At 70.4% G+C, this 14,369-nt stretch carries 19 protein-coding genes; 5 read left to right on the forward strand and 14 right to left on the reverse strand.

The annotated features are described in order from the left end of the window. Window positions 1-3: 3 nt before the first annotated feature. From resB to RWH44_RS14075, 6 genes are all read right to left on the reverse strand, one after another. Window positions 4-1,779, reverse strand: coding sequence for a cytochrome c biogenesis protein ResB (resB, locus tag RWH44_RS14050; protein WP_316005063.1), 1,776 nt, complete (start codon window positions 1,777-1,779; stop codon window positions 4-6). A 13-nt stretch (window positions 1,780-1,792) separates the two neighbouring features. Continuing rightward, complete coding sequence (locus RWH44_RS14055) at window positions 1,793-2,542, reverse strand: cytochrome c biogenesis CcdA family protein (RefSeq protein ID WP_298873962.1); 750 nt, start codon at window positions 2,540-2,542, stop codon at window positions 1,793-1,795. Further along, on the reverse strand, window positions 2,539-3,144 hold the full coding sequence (locus RWH44_RS14060) for a TlpA family protein disulfide reductase (RefSeq protein WP_316005064.1): 606 nt from the start codon (window positions 3,142-3,144) through the stop codon (window positions 2,539-2,541). The genes RWH44_RS14055 and RWH44_RS14060 overlap by 4 nt, the downstream gene beginning before the upstream one ends. After that, entirely contained in the window at window positions 3,144-3,785 is a 642-nt protein-coding gene (locus RWH44_RS14065; RefSeq protein WP_298873966.1) for a histidine phosphatase family protein, read from the reverse strand. The genes RWH44_RS14060 and RWH44_RS14065 overlap by 1 nt, the downstream gene beginning before the upstream one ends. A gap of 79 nt (window positions 3,786-3,864) precedes the next feature. Continuing rightward, complete coding sequence (locus RWH44_RS14070) at window positions 3,865-4,554, reverse strand: DedA family protein (protein WP_437127301.1); 690 nt, start codon at window positions 4,552-4,554, stop codon at window positions 3,865-3,867. 100 nt (window positions 4,555-4,654) lie between these two features. Beyond that, the gene (locus RWH44_RS14075) at window positions 4,655-5,044 is read right to left on the reverse strand and encodes a DUF6264 family protein (RefSeq protein ID WP_367575654.1); all 390 of its coding nucleotides are present in this window, start codon (window positions 5,042-5,044) and stop codon (window positions 4,655-4,657) included. Window positions 5,045-5,222: 178 nt separating this feature from the next. Here RWH44_RS14075 and aspS point away from each other — a divergent pair, with 178 nt between their 5' ends. Together aspS and RWH44_RS14085 are read left to right on the forward strand one after the other, a co-directional pair. Next, window positions 5,223-6,581: an aspartate--tRNA(Asn) ligase gene (gene aspS / locus RWH44_RS14080; protein ID WP_316005066.1), complete on the forward strand. Its 1,359-nt coding sequence runs from the start codon at window positions 5,223-5,225 to the stop codon at window positions 6,579-6,581. A gap of 83 nt (window positions 6,582-6,664) precedes the next feature. Then, entirely contained in the window at window positions 6,665-7,729 is a 1,065-nt protein-coding gene (locus RWH44_RS14085) for an ABC transporter ATP-binding protein (RefSeq protein WP_316005067.1), read from the forward strand. 55 nt (window positions 7,730-7,784) lie between these two features. Here RWH44_RS14085 and RWH44_RS14090 read toward each other — a convergent pair whose 3' ends face one another. The 6 genes from RWH44_RS14090 to RWH44_RS14115 all read right to left on the reverse strand — a co-directional run bounded on the left by RWH44_RS14090 (window position 7,785) and on the right by RWH44_RS14115 (window position 9,717). After that, entirely contained in the window at window positions 7,785-8,087 is a 303-nt protein-coding gene (locus RWH44_RS14090) for a Dabb family protein (RefSeq protein ID WP_316005068.1), read from the reverse strand. Then, complete coding sequence (locus tag RWH44_RS14095; protein WP_316005069.1) at window positions 8,084-8,362, reverse strand: glutaredoxin family protein; 279 nt, start codon at window positions 8,360-8,362, stop codon at window positions 8,084-8,086. The genes RWH44_RS14090 and RWH44_RS14095 overlap by 4 nt, the downstream gene beginning before the upstream one ends. A 41-nt stretch (window positions 8,363-8,403) precedes the next feature. After that, entirely contained in the window at window positions 8,404-8,697 is a 294-nt protein-coding gene (locus RWH44_RS14100; protein ID WP_298873977.1) for a rhodanese-like domain-containing protein, read from the reverse strand. A 114-nt stretch (window positions 8,698-8,811) separates the two neighbouring features. Next, on the reverse strand, window positions 8,812-8,910 hold the full coding sequence (locus RWH44_RS14105) for a 30S ribosomal protein bS22 (RefSeq protein WP_003792170.1): 99 nt from the start codon (window positions 8,908-8,910) through the stop codon (window positions 8,812-8,814). 83 nt (window positions 8,911-8,993) lie between these two features. Continuing rightward, window positions 8,994-9,185, reverse strand: a complete 192-nt coding sequence (locus RWH44_RS14110) for a helix-turn-helix domain-containing protein (RefSeq protein ID WP_076677409.1) — start codon at window positions 9,183-9,185, stop codon at window positions 8,994-8,996. Window positions 9,186-9,321: 136 nt separating this feature from the next. After that, the gene (locus tag RWH44_RS14115) at window positions 9,322-9,717 is read right to left on the reverse strand and encodes an ArsR/SmtB family transcription factor (protein ID WP_136587559.1); all 396 of its coding nucleotides are present in this window, start codon (window positions 9,715-9,717) and stop codon (window positions 9,322-9,324) included. A gap of 69 nt (window positions 9,718-9,786) precedes the next feature. On the opposite strand from RWH44_RS14115, the gene RWH44_RS14120 reads away from it, so the two are divergent. Together RWH44_RS14120 and RWH44_RS14125 are read left to right on the forward strand one after the other, a co-directional pair. Next, entirely contained in the window at window positions 9,787-11,229 is a 1,443-nt protein-coding gene (locus RWH44_RS14120) for a TrkH family potassium uptake protein (RefSeq protein ID WP_298873982.1), read from the forward strand. Continuing rightward, window positions 11,222-11,893: a potassium channel family protein gene (locus RWH44_RS14125; RefSeq protein WP_076677413.1), complete on the forward strand. Its 672-nt coding sequence runs from the start codon at window positions 11,222-11,224 to the stop codon at window positions 11,891-11,893. The genes RWH44_RS14120 and RWH44_RS14125 overlap by 8 nt, the downstream gene beginning before the upstream one ends. Before the next feature lie 48 nt (window positions 11,894-11,941). Here RWH44_RS14125 and RWH44_RS14130 read toward each other — a convergent pair whose 3' ends face one another. Then, window positions 11,942-12,229 carry a DUF1905 domain-containing protein gene (locus RWH44_RS14130; protein ID WP_316005070.1) on the reverse strand — a complete coding sequence of 96 codons (288 nt, stop codon included), beginning with the start codon at window positions 12,227-12,229 and terminating at the stop codon, window positions 11,942-11,944. Between the two features lies 1 nt (window position 12,230). Next, window positions 12,231-13,076: a pyrroline-5-carboxylate reductase gene (proC, locus tag RWH44_RS14135; protein WP_316005071.1), complete on the reverse strand. Its 846-nt coding sequence runs from the start codon at window positions 13,074-13,076 to the stop codon at window positions 12,231-12,233. A gap of 180 nt (window positions 13,077-13,256) precedes the next feature. Between proC and RWH44_RS14140 the strand changes: the two genes are divergently transcribed. Then, entirely contained in the window at window positions 13,257-14,369 is a 1,113-nt protein-coding gene (locus RWH44_RS14140; RefSeq protein WP_316005072.1) for an alpha/beta hydrolase, read from the forward strand.

Raw genomic sequence — 14,369 nt, forward strand, 5'->3', positions numbered from 1 at the left:
GTCTCAGTCTACTTTTCCGGTGTCGGGGTGGCTCTGGGGAGGAGTCGTGGATGCCGTGCCGTCGGCGGAGGCGGGGTCGGCCGCCCGCGCAGGCGCCGCACCGGCACCCCCGGAGCCGCCGGCGCCGGACGCCTCGGGAAGCGAGCCCCCGTGCTTCGCGGCGAGCTGATCGACGGCCGCCGCGAGCGTGGGGTCCTCACCGCGGGCGAGACCGGCGTACTCGATGAGCACCGAGTCACCCTGCGGAGTGGCCTTGACCCACATGCGCCGACGCGGCACGAACAGCGCGGCGAGCAGACCGAGCAGAGCCAGCAGGGCGAAGGAGAGCACCCAGGGTCCGGCGAGATCGCGGTGGATCGACAGCGACGCGAAGCGCTTCACCGAACCCTCGTACCCAACGGTGCCCGCGGGCGCCTCGTTCTCGAACGTGATCGTGCCGAGGCCGTTGGGCAGGTCTTCCGTCTGGCCGGGCATGAGCTGGATGGCCGGGTTCCCGCTGTCGCCGCCCGCGATCTGCGTCATGCCCGAGGGGTCGAGCGTGTAGACCGAACGGGGGGTGCCGTCGTCGATCCCGAGGTCGCCCTCGTACACGCGCAGCGTGAGGGTGGGGTACTCGAGGGCGCCGTAGGTGGAGGTGAGGGCGCCCGAGGGCAGCACGTCCATCGTCGGGTAGAAGAAGCCCAGCAGGCCTAGCTGCTCGGGAAGACCGTCGGCGACCTTGATGACGCCGAGCGAGGTCATGTTGGCATCCTGCGGGAGGAAGGCGACCGAGTCGTGGAACACCTCGTTGCCCTGCGCATCGCGGATCGTCACGGTCGGGGCGTAGCCGTTGCCCAGCAGGTAGACGCGGTCGCCCTGCACGTCGAGCGGGTGGTTGACGCGCACCTCGCCGTCCTGGGGGTCTCCGCCGGGCGCCTGCGTGGTGACGTGCGCCACGAAATCGCCCGCCTGCCCCGATCCGGGCTGCCCGGGGGGCACGTAGGTGACGTCGAACTGATCGAGGGTCATCGAATACGGCGTGAGGGTGTCTCCGCTCACGAAGCGACCCGGGTTGAACGAGGAGTAGTCCAGGAGGCTGTTCGCGAAGGCCTGGCCCTCGACGAGCACGCGCTGACCGGTGTAGGTGAAGCCCCCGCCGACGCCGACGGCGATCAAGACGCCCACGAGCGCGCCGTGGAAGAGCAGGTTGCCGGTCTCGCGCAGGTAACCGCGCTCGGCCGAGACCGAGAAGGTCCCGCGGCCGTCGTACCGCGCCACCCGGTAGCCGCTCTTGCGCAGCTGCACGGCCGCGCTCTCGACGGCGGCCGCCGCCACGGCATCCGCATCCGCGTCCGCGTCGACCGCGATCGTGCGGGAGCGGTGGTCGTCCAGACGCGACAGTCGCGCGGGCGTGCGCGGCGGCTGCGAGCGCAGGGCCTTCCAGTGGTGCTTCGTGCGCGGGAGCACGCACCCGATCAGCGAGATGAACAGCAGCAGGTAGATCGCCGAGAACCAGGGCGAGGTGTAGACGTCGAACAGGCTCAGCTTGTCGAGCACCGGCGCGAGGTCGGGGTTGTCGGTGAAGTACTGGGTGACGCCGTTGGGGTCGGCGCTGCGCTGCGGCACCAGCGAGCCGGGTACCGCGGCGATCGCGAGCAGGAGCAGCAGCACCAGGGCCGTGCGCATGCTCGTCAGCTGCCGCCATCCCCACCGCAGCCATCCCACGACGCCCAGCCGCGGCTGGGTGACGTCGTCGGAGGTCGAGTCGGCGTGGTCGGACGGACGCAGCGGGTCGGTCATCGTGTTCCCTCGATCAGAGCGGGAGTTGGACACCCTGGATCACCCCCTGCAGCATCGACATCCACTGCCCCCAGAGGCCCGTGACCATCAGCAGTCCGAGGACGATGAGCAGACCCCCGCCGATGAGGTTGACGACGCGGATGTGCGTGCGCACGAACGACACCGAGCGCGTCGCCCACCCCAGCCCCAGGGCGAGGAGCACGAACGGGATGCCGAGGCCCAGCGAGTACGCGAGTCCCAGCAGCGCCGCGCGGCCGGGGTCGCCCAAGTTGTACGACACCGACAGGATCGCCGTGAGCGTCGGCCCGATGCACGGCGTCCAGCCGATGCCGAGGGCGATGCCCAGCAGCGGAGCGCCGATGAGCCCCATGTTGCCGCGCGACTGCATCCGCACCGACCGCTGCGCAAGGCCGAACAACCCGATGAAGACGAGCCCCATCAGGATGATCACCACGCCCATCACGCGCGTGATGACGTCGGCGTATTCGATGAAGAACCGCCCCAGGGTCCCCCCGAGGACGTTGATCGCCATGAACACCACCGTGAACCCGGCGATGAAGAGCAGGGTGCCCCCGAGGAGTCGGCCGCGGCCGGCCCCGGATGCCGAGCCCCCACGCGGGGCGACGGCACCGCCGATGTAGCCCAGGTAGCCCGGGACGAGCGGCAGGACGCACGGCGAGAGGAACGAGATGAGCCCCGCCGCAAGGGCGATGGGCACCGCCACCCACAGAGCGCCGTCGAAGACGAGGGCGCCGGGGTTCACGCGCTCTCCGCGACGAGCGTGCGCACGATCGCCTCGAGGATCGACGCCTCGGGCAGCTCTCCGACGATGCGGGCGGCCACGCGGCCCTGCTTGTCGAGCACGAGGGTAGTGGGGGTGGCGTTCAGCGGCGTCGCCTTGCTGAACGCGAGCTTGAGCTGGGCGTCGTCGACCGCCATCGCGCTGGAGTACGACACCCCGTGGTCGCGAGCGAACGACAGCGCCGTCGCGGGCTGGTCGTAGGTGTTGATGCCCAGGAAGGAGACGTCCTGGCCCTGGAAGCTCTGGTACGCCTGCTCGAGACGCGGAGCCTCGATGATGCACGGACCGCACGTGGCGTACCAGAAGTTGACCACGAGCACCTCGCCCGCGAAGTCGGCGCTCGAGACGGGCGAGCCGTTGTCGAGCGTGCCCGAGAAGTCGACGGGCTCGCCGCGCTGATCCGCCGCGATCTCCTTGGTCTGGAAGCCGTTCGCGGCGATGTAGCCCTTGTTGTCGCCGGCGCGGTATTGATCCGCGAGCGGGTCGGCACTGCAGGCCGCCAGGCCCGCGATGAGGGCGGCGGAGGCGAGGACCGCCCCGGCCGCGGTGAGGATTCGGCGCATCACACGGCTCCTACGTCGACGGCGCCGGCGGTCGACGCCGGCGTGGCGTACGCCACCTCGACGAACCGCGGACCGCCGGCGCCGTCGCGCCGTTCGAAGCTCGTCACGCTCGACAGCGCGCAGCGACGCTTGCGCGGGTCGTGGCGGGTGGGCTGGTGGGACAGGGCGAGGTGGGTCACCCAGATGGGGAGCTGGTGCGAGACGACGACGACGTCGCCCGAGGGCACGCGGTTCCAGGCGTCATCCATCGCCGCGACCATGCGGGCGACGATGCGCTCGTACGGCTCGCCCCAGCTGGGCACGGCGGGGCGGCTCAGGTGACGCCAGTTCAGGGGGTTCGCGAGGGCCTGCTTCATGCGGCGCCCCTCGAAGACGTTGGTGGGCTCGATCACCCGATCGTCGATGAACGGCTCGGCCCCGAACAGCTCGACGAACGGCTCGGCCGATTCGCGCGTGCGCTGCAGGGGCGACACCACGAGTGCGCTCACGGGGCGCTCGAGGCTGTGGACGTACTCGGCCGCTTGCCGCGCCATGCGCCGGCCGTCGACGCTCAGACCGAATCCGGGGAGCCGACCGTAGAGCACGCGACGGGGGTTGTGAACCTCTCCGTGGCGCACGAGATGAAGGCGATCGGCGGGCACGATCCCAGTCTAGGCGCGGGTTCTGTGGTCTGACTGAGTCCGGATGCCGGTTGCCTCGACGTGGAGATATCCCGTCGGGTCAGGCGTCTTTGCGTGCCGCGAGCAGCGAGCGGACGCGCGAGTACAGGAACCAGGCGACGCCGATGCCGACCGCGGCGATGACGACGTACTGCAGGATCGAGGCGTATTCCTCCACGATGTGCCAGTTCTCGCCCAGCAGGTATCCCGCGAGCACGAAGATCGTGTTCCAGATGAGGCTGCCCGCGCCCGTCAGCAGACCGAACCGCCACAGCGGCATCTTCGCCACACCCGCCGGGATGCTGATGAGGCTCCGGAAGATCGGGATCATGCGCCCGAAGAAGACCGCCTTGCCCCCGTGCCGCTCGAACCACGCGACCGTGCGGTCGACGTCCTCGGGGTGCAGCAGCGGCATCTTCGCGGCGAAGGCACGCAGTCGGGCCGCACCCAGCCACCGACCGAGACCGTAGAGGGCGAAGGCGCCCACGACCGATCCCAGCGTCGTCCAGAGCAGGGCCTCGAAGAGCGTGAACGAGCCGCGGCTGGCGGTGAGCCCGGCCATGGGCAGCACGACCTCGCTCGGCAGCGGCGGGAAGAGGTTCTCGAGCGCGATCGCGACGCCGGCACCCACGGGGCCGATGACCTCCATGAGCGACACGGTCCAGTCCGCGAGCGAGGTGAGCCAGGACTCACCCTCCGCCGAACCGGAGCCGGCCCGCAGCGGGGAGAGGGAGAGGGACATGTCGGTCATCGGGTGCCTTCGCGCTCGGTGATCGGCCGCCCGTCCGGGCGCCCACGAGCCAGGGTACGTCCCGGTCAGGCGTGATTCCTGGGGGTTGCCCCCGAACGGTTCAGGATGCCGATACCCCGGCGCCCACGAGGGCCGCGGCGATGAACCACACGGCGACCATCGACACGATCGCCACCAGCGGCACCCAGAACGCTAGGCGGTGCCGCACGAGACGCACGATCGCCACGACGACCCCGATCAGCAGGATCACCCACGGCGCGATGACGGCGATCCAGAACCCGAGATTCATGAGGCCCGCGTCGCACGCCTGCGTCCCGCAGACGTGCGCGGCGTAGGCGAGGACCACTCCGGCGTAGGAGGCCCCGAGCGCCAGAAGGGGCAGGAGAACCAGCAGCACGATGGTCGTCGCGACGTCCCAGGGCCGCGGGGCACGCCCCCGAGGTTCCGGACGCAGCGTCCGGAACGACTCCGGGGGGAGGGAGAACGTCACGAGCGCCATCATAGGGATGCCGCGTCCCGACCCGGCGCCTCCGCGCCCGCACGGTCCGCGCGTCCGCCGTCCGCGTGGCGGCTTCCGCCGCGCACGAGGGCGGAGGCGAGCGGAACCGGGGGCCGACGCCCCCGATGGCGGGTGGGGCCGACACCGCCCGCACGTAGACTGGTCGATCGTGAGCGAACGCGTCCTGGTCAACCAGCTGAAATCCCTCCCCGCCGGCGCTGTCGAGGTGTCGGGATGGGTCGAAACCGTGCGCGATCAGAAGAAGGTGCAGTTCGTCGTGCTCCGCGACGAGACCGGCGCCGTGCAGCTGGTCAACCCGGCGACGCGTCCGGCCGCCCCCTCCGCCGAGGGCGAGCCCGCTCCCGAACAGGATGCCGCAGCCCTTGCCCTGACCGAGACGATCGGCGCGCTCGCCACCGGCACCTTCCTGACGGTGCGCGGAGAGCTCAAGCACGACGAGCGCGTCAAGCTCGGCGGCGTCGAGATCAAGGTCGGCGAACTCGTGGTGGCCGCTGCGGCGAACCCCGAGACGCCGATCGCCGCGGACAGCAGCCCCGACAAGCGCATGGACTGGCGCTTCCTCGACCTGCGTCAGCGTCGGAACAACCTCATCTTCCGCGTGCAGACGACGCTCGAGCACGCCATGCGCACGTACTGGGTCGAGCGCGACTACATCGAGGTGCACTCACCCAAGCTCATGGCCTCCCCGTCGGAGTCGAACGCGGAGCTGTTCGAGGTGCCCTACTTCGAGGACAAGACGGCCTACCTCGCGCAGAGCCCGCAGTTCTTCAAGCAGATGGCCCAGGTCGCCGGCTTCGGCAAGATCTTCGAGATCGCGCCCGCCTTCCGCGCCGACCCGTCGTTCACCAGCCGTCACGCGACCGAGTTCACCTCGATCGACGCGGAGATCAGCTGGATCGACTCGCACGAGGACGTCGCCCGGATGCAGGAGGAGCTCCTGCAGACCGCCTTCCAGGCCGTCGCCGACAAGCACGGCGCCGAGATCCAGGAGCTCTTCGGTCTCGAGGTGCAGGTTCCGACCCTGCCCTTCCCGCGCATCCCGCTGGCCGAGGCGCGCGAGATCGTGGCCGCGCGCGGGTACGAGATCCCCCGCACCGACGGCGACCTCGACCCCGAGGGCGAGCGTCAGATCGCGGCGCACGTGCAGGAGACCTACGGTCACCAGTTCGTGTTCATCACCGACTACCACCCCGAGATCCGCGCCTTCTACCACATGCGTGACGAGGAGACCGGCCTCACCAAGTCGTACGACCTGCTCTTCAACGGCGTCGAGATCACCACGGGCGCGCAGCGCGAGCACCGTGTCGACGTCCTCGTCGAGCAGGCGAAGGAGAAGGGGCTCGACCCCGAGCACCTCGACTTCTACCTGGACTTCTTCCGCTTCGGCGCGCCCCCGCACGGCGGTTTCGGCATGGGCCTGGCGCGTGTGCTGATGCTGCTGCTCGGCGAGTCCTCCATCCGCGAGGTCACCTACCTGTTCCGCGGACCGACGCGCCTGGCTCCGTGAGTTGAGACGACGGATGCAATGACGACGCCCGGGGTTCACCCCCCGGGCGTCGTCGTGTCATCCGGCGTGTCTAGCGTCGGGTCATGGTCGCCGTCACTCCGCTCGATCCCCCGTCGAGAGGCGCGTCGCGCCCCACGGGCTGGACCATCGCCCTCCGCGGCGTGCGACGAGAGCGGGCGGGGACCGTCATCCTGGACGACGTCGACCTCGACGTCGCCCCGGGCAGCATCGTCGGGCTCGTCGGGCCCTCCGGGTGCGGAGCCTCCACGCTGCTGCGGCTGGTCGGCGGAGCCGAGCGACCCGACGCCGGCACCGTGACGATCGAGGGGCGCGTGGGCCCCGCGGCGCCGCGGGTCGCGGAAGTGCGGGACCGCACGCCCGTCGCGCGCTTCGGTCGTGCCCGTGCCGCGATCGTGGCCGCCGCCCGGCAGGCGGGCGTCATCGATCCGGATGCCGAGGCCGACCGCCTCTGCGACCTCGTCGGGCTCACCACGGGCCACAAGGGTGTGCACCGTCTCTCGCACGGCGACCGTCAACGTTGGGCCCTGGCCCGCGCACTGGCCTCGCGCCCTCGCGCGCTCGTCCTCGACGATGCCCTTGCGGCCCTGCACACCAGCGCCCGCGCCGAGACGCGCGATCGCCTGGCCCGCGAGCTCCGCGCCCGCGGCGTGACCACGCTGTGGGCCACGCGCGACACCACCGAGGGCGCGGCGGTGGCCGACCACCTCGTCGTCATGGACGCCGGACGCATCGTCGCGGCGGGCAGCCCCGACGAGGTCTACGCACGCGTCGCGGACGCGGCGGTCGCCGAGGTCCTCGGTCCGGTGAGCGCGGTGCCGGGAATCGTCGAGGGAGTGGTCGTCGAGGTCTGGGGGCAGGAGCTCCCCCTCGCGGGCTCGGCCCACGACGGGCACTGCGAGGTCGTCGTGCGGCCCGAGAACGTGCTGCTGGTGGGCCCCGATGCCCCGGGCGTGGATGCCGTGGTGGAGGAGACGACGTTCCTGGGCAGCGTCCGGCGCTCGACCGTGCTCACCAGCGACGGCAGCCGCGTGGTGGTCGAACACGCGCCGGATCAGCGCGTCGACGACCGGGACGCCGTGCGGATCGCCCTCGCGGCCGTACCCGCGACGGTGCGCCCTCTCGGCTGACCGCTACCGGCGGCGCGCCCGCCGCCACGGGATGTCGATGCCGCGCGGCGACCGCTCAGAACGGGTAGTCGACGCAGGACCGCTCGGCGACCACCGAACGGACGAAGCCCGCGACCTCCTGGTGGGCCGGGTGCACCTGGTAGCGCTCGAGCGCGTCGACGTCGGCGAACTCGCTGAGCAGGGCGACGTCCCAGTTGGACTGCGGGTTGGCGATGTTGCGGCCCACCTCGAGGTGCGCGATGTCGTCGATGACCTCGCGCAGGGCGAGGAGGCGCTCGGCGATCTGCTCGGCGTGCAGCGCACGGGTGTCGGCGTCGTCGGCCGCGAGCTTCCACAGGACGATGTGACGGATGCTCACGACGAGGCTCCTTCGGGGTCTGCCGCCAGGAGCGCGGCACGGAGACGGTCGGCCGACACGCGCCAGTGCGCGTGCAGGTCGCCGTCGATGAGGACGACCGGGATCTTCTCCCACCACGTCGCGAAGAGCGCGGGGTCGTCGGCGATCGAGGCGTGCTCGATCTCGACGCGCTCCGCCACGTCGGCGGGAAGGCCGTCGATGACGCTCTCGACGATCTGCTCGGCCACGTCGCACAGATGGCACTCGGGCTTGCCGATCAGCGTGAGGGTCGTCACGCCTCCATCCTAGGAGGCGTGGACCGGCCCGGGACGAAGGCTCAGGCTTCGACGTCGTAACCGGCGGCGATCCACTCGCCGGTGCCGCCCTCGACGTTGGTCGCGTCGTGACCGCGAGCCGACAACGCCTCGACGACGCGGGCAGAGCGCCCGCCCGCCTGGCAGATGACGTCGAAGGGCTCCCCCGGGAGCTCGTCGAGGTGCTCGCCGATGGTCGACATCGGCATGTTCACGGCGCCGGGTACGTGACCCGCGGCGTACTCGTGTTCTTCGCGCACGTCGATGAGGGGACGCTCGCGCCCCGCGTGCAGGTCGTGGATCGAGATGGACTGCATGCTTTCCTCCGGAGAGACGAACGGGCGGACGCCGACGACGCCGCGCGGGTGCACGAGCGCACGGATACACGAAGCGCCCGTCGCATCGGACAGGCGCTCGGTGTGGTGGCCGCGTTACTTCTTGTTGCGGCGCTGGTGACGAGTCTTGCGAAGCAGCTTGCGGTGCTTCTTCTTCGCCATGCGCTTACGGCGCTTCTTGATGACAGAACCCACGGAAAACCTCACTAAGTCGGGGTCTGGGTGCCGATGTCGGCGCCCGGGAACACTAGGCGTTCGGAAAAAAGCCTCGGATCAGTCTAGCCGACGTCGGACACCGGTCGCTGCACGGCTTCGACGACGGCCGATTCGGGCACGCGGTAGCTGCGTCCGAACCGCACGGCCGGCAGCTCGCCCGCGTGCACCAGACGGTAGACCGTCATCTTCGACACGCGCATGAGTTCGGCGACCTCGGCGACCGTCAAGAACCGCACGTCCGGCAGCTCGGCCATCGCTCACCCCTCGTTCCGGGTGAACTCACCCTCCTGATGCTGAGCACACTCTAGAGTCTGGGCGCGACGGCTGTAAACCTATGGGACCCCTGTGACGAATGTGCATTCCGGATGCCGGGACACCGCATCCGCGCGATCACCGCCCGGGGAGTTTGCGGAACGCCGTGGAGAAGGAGTGCTTGACCGACGCCGCGGCCCGGCCGACGACCTCGGCGGCGTGCACGGCGGACTCCGGGAGGGCGGGTTCGTTCTCCTCGTCGATGGAGAAGAAGGGCACCAGCCAGTCGTCCACTTCGTCGAGCGGAGCGACCGCGAGGCTGTAGTAGCGGTGCTGACCCTCCTCGCGCACGGAGACGAGCTCGGCCTCGCGCAGCACCTTCAGGTGCTTCGACACCGTCGGCTGGCTCACCCCCAGCGCCGCCACAATCTGCGAGACGCTCGTGCCCCGCTCACCGCCGGTCGCGCGGTCGAGGAGCAACTGAAGGATGTCGCGACGCGTTCCGTCAGCGATCACGTCGAAGATGTCCGCCATGGCATCAGATTAGCCCGCGCCCCGGCCCGAGTACCATGATTCGGGTTCGAGCACCGAAGGGAGCGACGCATGGCGGCGACGCCGAACGAGGCGCGACTGCCGGTGCGGGTGCGTCGCATCGCCTACGAGGCATGGGATCGGCTGCGCAACCTCACGACCGCATCGCCCGCTCGATTCGCCGTCCTGGTGTTCGCCACGCTGATCGCCCTGTTCACCGCGCTGTTCTCCCTGCCCGCGGCGTCCGCGACGGGCCAGCGCATCCCCTTCGCCGACGCGCTGTTCACCGCGGTGTCGACGATCTGCGTCACGGGGCTGTCGACGATCAACATGTACTCGGACCTGTCGCCGCTCGGCCGCGTCATCACCTACATCGGCGTCAACGTGGGAGCGCTCGGGGTGCTGACGCTGGCATCCATCCTCGGACTCGTCATCTCGAAGAGACTGGGGCTGCGGGCCAAGCTCATCGCCGCCGGCGACAGCAACCCGCTGCGCGCCCACGGCGGTCCGGTCAACGAGGGCCAGACCGTGCGCCTGGGCGAGGTCGGTCAGCTGCTGCGGACGGTGGCCCTCTCGACGCTCGTGATCGAGGCGGCGCTCACCGTGCTCATCTACCCCTCGCTCATCATCGGGGGCATCCACCCCCTGGTCGCGCTGTGGGAGGCGCCCTACTACGCGGCCATGTCGTTCACGAACACCGGCTTCATCCCGAACGCCGACGGCCTGGCACCCTTCGCCCAGGACTACTTCCTGCTGACGGTGCTCATGGCCGGCGTGTTCCTCGGTTCGATAGGATTCCCCGTCATCTTCACGCTGTGGCGGCACTACTGGCGGTTCCGCCTGTGGTCTCTGCACGCGAAGCTCACGATCATCACGACGGTCGTGCTGTTCTTCGTCGGCGCCGGCGTCATTCTCCTGCTGGAATACGACAACCCCCTCACATTCGGAAGCATGGATGCGTGGGACACCACCTTCCAGGCCTTCTTCCTGTCGGCTATGACGCGTTCCGGCGGTTTCAGCGTCATCGACATCGGAGACCTCAACGGAGCCACACTCATCGTGGGTTCCATGCTGATGTTCGTCGGCGGGGGCTCGGCATCCACCGCCGGCGGGATCAAGGTCACCACCCTCGCCGTGCTCGCCCTCGCGGTCTTCTCCGAGGCGAAGGGGCGCCCGTCGGTGCAGGCGTTCGGCCGTCGCATCCCCAGCGACGTGCAGCGCGTGGCGCTGTCGGTGGTCGCGTGGGGAGCGACGATCGTCGCGGTGTCGACCGTCACCATCAGCCGCATCACCGATGCCCCCATCGAGCACGTGCTCTTCGACGTGGTCTCGGGCTTCGCGACCGTGGGACTCTCGACCGGCCTCACCGCCGAGCTCCCCGACCCCGCGGTCTACGTCATGGCGGCCACGATGTTCATGGGGCGCATTGGTACAGTGACTCTCGCCGCGGCCGTGGCGGCGTCGTCGCGGTCGCAGCTGTACGCGCTCCCCGTGGAAAGGCCCATCGTTGGTTGAACGCATCCGCAGTGACGCCCCCGTCCTGGTCATCGGCCTCGGGCGTTTCGGCGCGGCCTGCGCGGGCGAACTCGACCGACTCGACCGCGAGGTGCTCGCCGTCGACGGCAACCTCGAGCTCGTGCAGAAGTGGTCGGAGCGCGTCACGCACGCCGTGCAGGCCGACGCGCGCAACATCGACGCCCTGCGCCAGATCGGCGCCCAGGACTTCCAGGTGGCCGTCGTCGCCGTGGGCTCGCTCATCGAGGCGTCGGTGCTGATCACCGCGAACCTCGTCGACCTCAAGGTGCCGCAGATCTGGGCGAAGGCGGTCTCGCAGTCGCACGGCAAGATCCTCGCCCGCGTGGGCGCGAACCACGTGATCTACCCCGAAGCCGAGGCCGGGGAGCGCGTCGCGCACCTCGTCAGCGGCCGCATGCTCGACTTCATCCGCTTCGACGACGACTTCGTGCTCGCCAAGATGTACCCGCCGAAGCTCGTGCGCGGCGTCGGGCTGAATGAATCCGGCGTGCGCAGCAAGTACAACGTCACCGTGGTCGGGGTGAAGAGCCCCGGACGCCCGTTCCGCTACGCGGAGGCGAACACCGTCGTCACCAACCACGACCTCATCATCGTGTCGGGCACGAACAGCGACATCGAGCGTTTCGCGGCCCTCGACCGCTGATTCGGACCTCGCCGCGGCGGGTGCGCGCGGCGAGCCGGCACCGACGCGTCAGGCGTCGACGTCGAGCGTCACCTCGACCTCGTCGTCGACCGCGAGCCCCTCGGCATCCTGAAGGGCTTTCTTCACGGGGACGATGTATCCCCCGTCCTTCGGCCAGAGCGAGGTCGTCACGGTCGTCGAACCGACGGTGACGGATGCCGGGATCATGCCCCACCCGTACGTGACGATCGGCGAGACCTCGGCGATCGTGCTCGCCTCGCGCGGTGGCACGGTCACGAAGTGGTAGGGCGCGGGACCGCGCCAGTACCAGATCGTCCCCGAGAAGCGCAGGCGCACATCAGCTCCCGGCGGCGAGCTCTTTCGCGCGGGCCAGTGCGGCCTCGGCGGCCTCGGTGAACGTGTCGGCGAGGTGCGCACCCTGCAGCACCGCCACGGCGCGCTCCGTGGTGCCCTTCGGGCTGGTGACGCGACGGCGCAGCTCCGCGGGATCGACGTCGGACGAGTCCATGAGCGTCGCCGCCCCGACGAAGGTCTGCTCTGCCAGCAGACGCGCCTGATCGTGCTCGAACCCCATGCGTTCGGCGGCCGCGGTGAACTCCTCGACCAGCAGGAAGACGTAGGCGGGCCCGGATCCCGAGATCGTGGACAGAGCGTCGATCTGCGATTCGGGCACTTCGACCACCGCGCCCACCGTCTCGAAGAGGGCCCGCACGACCGCAACGTCGTCGGGGGATGCCGAGGCACCCGCGGCCAGACCGGTCACGCCCCGGCCGACGAGCGACGGGGTGTTCGGCATCGACCGCAGGGTGACGACGTCGTCGCCGAGGTGTCGGGCGAAGGTGGCCAGGGTCACCCCCGCCGCGAGGCTCACCACGATCGTGCCGGGACGCAGGTGCGGGGCGATCTCGTCGAGCAGATCGGGCACCATCGCGGGCTTGACGCCCACCAGCACGACGTCAGCGGCCGCCGCCGCCTCGACGTTGCCACGGGGGTTGGCCTCGAGCGCCACACTCGTCACGCCCTCGAGTCCGGCCAGCTCCGCGGCCTTCGCGATCGAGCGGTTCGTGGCGGTCACTCCCCCGTCGACGAGTCCCGCGGCCACGAGGCCACGGAGGATCGCTCCCCCCATGGAGCCGGCACCGAGGAAGGCGATCGGGGGCAGCGAGGTCGTGGCATCCGTCATGGGTCTCAGTCTATGAAGCGGCTCCGTCGCGCGGGGCAGGGTCGCGCGGGGTGAGGTCGCGCGGGGCGGGGTCGCGCGGCGCGAGGTCGTGCGGGGCAAGTCTGAGTGCGGGCGGAAGGGGCGCGCGTTAGCATCGGAACGCGGTGTACCGGGGCACCGGCGAGCGACACGGAGGACTGCATGACTCTCTTCGACGGCATCAGCGCACGCCTGGTCGAGACCGACCGGCTGGGTGTCAACGTGCTCGAGCGGGTGGGCGACGACCCGGCCGCGACCCCCGAGCGCACCGTGGTCTTCGTGCACGGCAACGTGTCGTCGTCGCTGTTCTGGCAGGAGATCATGCAGGATCTGCCGAGCGAGCTGCGGGTCCTCGCCGTCGACCTGCGCGGCTTCGGGCGCACGGAGCACACGCCCATCGACGCCACCCGCGGCGTGCGCGACTTCAGCGACGACCTGTTCGCGACCCTGCAGGCGCTCGGCATCCCCGAAGCCCACCTCGTGGGTTGGTCGATGGGCGGCGGCGTCGTGATGCAGTACGCGCTCGATCACCCCGTCCGCTCGCTCACGCTGCAGGCCCCCGTCTCGCCCTACGGCTTCGGTGGCACGCGCCGCGACGGGTCGCGCCTGAACGACGAAGACGCCGGCACCGGGGCGGGAGGCGCCAACCCCGACTTCGTGCAGCGCCTGATCGACCACGACACCACCGCCGACGCCCCCACGTCTCCGCGCTCGGTCTTCCGCTCGGGCTACGTCGCACCCGACTACGCGAGCGAGCACGAAGACGTGTGGGTCGAGTCGATGCTCACCACCTCGACCGCCGGCGGCAACTACCCCGGGGATGCCGTGACCACGGCGACGTGGCCGGGCTTCGCCCCGGGCACCACGGGTGTGCTCAACACGATGGCGCCGAAGTACTTCGACGTCTCGGGCATCGTCGACCTCGACCCGAAGCCGCCCATCCTGTGGATCTACGGCACGGCCGACGCGATCGTCTCGGACGCGTCATTCTACGACCTCAACCACCTCGGCGCGCTCGGCGTGGTCCCGGGCTGGCCGGGCGCCGACGTCGCGCCCGCACAGCCGATGGTCTCGCAGACCCGCGACGTGCTCGCCGCCTATGCCGAGAAGGGCGGGGAGGTGACCGAGGTCGCCGTCGAGGGGGCCGGACACTCCGTGCACCTCGAGCGGCCGGCCCAGTTCCGCCGCGCCCTGCTCACCCACATCGGCTACGTAGGCCGACCCGCCGACCCGGCACCGCCCACCGAGGCGATCATCCTGCGCTCGGCCGACTGA

The sequence above is a fragment of the Microbacterium phycohabitans genome, from assembly GCF_032464935.1.
GTDB classification, from domain to species: Bacteria; Actinomycetota; Actinomycetes; order Actinomycetales; family Microbacteriaceae; genus Microbacterium; species Microbacterium phycohabitans.